This window comes from Parabacteroides sp. AM17-47, assembly GCF_003434625.1.
Lineage (GTDB): Bacteria > Bacteroidota > Bacteroidia > Bacteroidales > Tannerellaceae > Parabacteroides > Parabacteroides distasonis.
In genome coordinates, this window is record NZ_QTLI01000059.1 from 1 (window position 1) to 1,643 (window position 1,643).

Here is a 1,643-nt window from a genome sequence, read left to right on the forward strand (position 1 = left end):
ACTGTATTTTTAGGATAATGCTGGGGTTTGGATAACTTCTGCTTGCCACGCTCGCCTACAATGTCGGTCCGTACCGTCTTTTGGGGAGTGGGAAGATACCCAAAAGCACGCTAATCCGAAAGCTGGAGGCGGGTGACAGGAACATCTACCGGGAGTATATCGCTTTCTGTAACTATAAGGGGAAACGCCACGCCATGCTGCTCAAACGAAGGAAGGCTGAGTTTGCGCTGCTGTATGTACCATAAAGAATAAGTGTCTGACGAAAGAAACTCCGATGAAGCCGCCAACTTCATCGGAGTTTCAGTTTTCATACATTCGGGATTGTCCCTTTGCCTGCAACCTCACCGTCCCTGCAATGCTCTATGATACCGGGTGAAAATCCCATGCTGCCGATTGCGATATGCCGGATATAGTCTGTATATTCCTGACCTTGAAAATTCCTGCCCGTAAGGTTCTTGAAAACCATCTTTATGCTTATGCCGTCGTTGCTGTACAAGATGGTTTTTCCGTTCTGTCTGATTGTTTCCATGATTAAAACTTGTTTTTGTGAATACTATCGTAGATTGGTACAAAGGTTTCTTTGCCTACTTTCTTATCCGCCATCATGCTCATGAAAGAAAGTAGGCGGCTTTTGCCGCCCACCCCTCAAAAGCGGGTGTAAAGTCCCGTTACCATCGTGAACATTTCCTCCAGCATATCGCAATATATCCCCTCGTGCGTTTCAATGTCCTTCGTCCTGCTCTCGAATGTCTTTTTGCTGAACGTCTTGCGGTAGAAACGCATATTGTATAGGTCTGCCCCTCCGTCATAGATGATGTCAAGGCGGTTGGCACTGGTCTTGTTCCTCGCAAGGCTCATGCGCAAGCCGTTGCCCATGTCTGTGAAGTCTTTGCTTCCCGTCATGGCGGCAAAGCGTCTGACGCCAATCTGCTCTAAAATTGTCTTTGCTATCATATCCGTTGTCTTTTAGGTTTATGGTTCGGGCGGTGCGGACACCGCCCCAATGTTCAAAATTCTGTTTTCTCGGTTATGGGTGTGCATTTTTCCAGCCACTCTTTCAGACATTCCATGCTATACTCGCTCGTGATGACTGCCGTATGGCTGTCAATGGCAGTGAAACGGCTGCTTTCATAGCTGTCTATCCACCCCTTTAGGGTATCAACTCCCCACGCTTCGGCATCGTCAAAGATGCCGTCCAATGCCGTAATGGGTTCGCTGAATTTGACTATCAGCGTTTGGTAGCCTGCTTCGTTCATCGCTTCTCCTCCTTCCTTTCCTTTGCCGTTAGCCACTTGTCCCGTGCGGCTCGACATTCGTCTAATGTGGGTTTGACACAAGAGAAAAGTTCCCCGTCCGTGTGGCGGTAGTCGTATTGCACAAGGGTGCGTTTGCGTCTGTCGATACCCGTTTGGAATTTCTCGTAGTTCTCCGTTCCTGCCGATTGGCAGGTGCTTACTCCGTTAATTGTCATTTTGTTGCCATAGTCGTTGTTATTTAGATGATTAGAAATGTACAGACAGCACTCTGTGTTGCATCACCATTTCGGGGTCGCTCGTGTAGCGTTGGTGCAGGTAGAAATGATGAGAGCCGAAGCCGTAAAGGAAGAACTTGTCAAGTTCGTGTTTCTCGGCAAAGTCCTTGAC

At 48.1% G+C, this 1,643-nt stretch carries 4 protein-coding genes and 1 pseudogene; 1 reads left to right on the plus strand and 4 read right to left on the minus strand.

Going from position 1 to position 1,643, the window contains the following annotated elements; translation table 11 throughout:
• Nucleotides 1-35 precede the first annotated feature (35 nt).
• Nucleotides 36-245, plus strand: a pseudogene (locus DW205_RS21950) (lysozyme); the annotation flags it as partial.
• Between the two features lie 62 nt (nucleotides 246-307).
• Here the strand turns inward: DW205_RS21950 and DW205_RS21955 are convergent.
• From DW205_RS21955 to DW205_RS21970, 4 genes are all read right to left on the minus strand, one after another.
• Nucleotides 308-529: a hypothetical protein gene (locus DW205_RS21955; protein WP_004310300.1), complete on the minus strand. Its 222-nt coding sequence runs from the start codon at nucleotides 527-529 to the stop codon at nucleotides 308-310.
• 116 nt (nucleotides 530-645) lie between these two features.
• Nucleotides 646-954, minus strand: a complete 309-nt coding sequence (locus DW205_RS21960) for a hypothetical protein (RefSeq protein ID WP_032595744.1) — start codon at nucleotides 952-954, stop codon at nucleotides 646-648.
• 53 nt (nucleotides 955-1,007) lie between these two features.
• Nucleotides 1,008-1,313 (minus strand): hypothetical protein, encoded by a 306-nt coding sequence (locus tag DW205_RS21965; RefSeq protein ID WP_004310302.1) that lies wholly within the window; start codon nucleotides 1,311-1,313, stop codon nucleotides 1,008-1,010.
• Nucleotides 1,253-1,471 carry a DUF3873 domain-containing protein gene (locus DW205_RS21970; RefSeq protein WP_008770680.1) on the minus strand — a complete coding sequence of 73 codons (219 nt, stop codon included), beginning with the start codon at nucleotides 1,469-1,471 and terminating at the stop codon, nucleotides 1,253-1,255. The genes DW205_RS21965 and DW205_RS21970 overlap by 61 nt, the downstream gene beginning before the upstream one ends.
• Nucleotides 1,472-1,643: the final 172 nt, after the last annotated feature.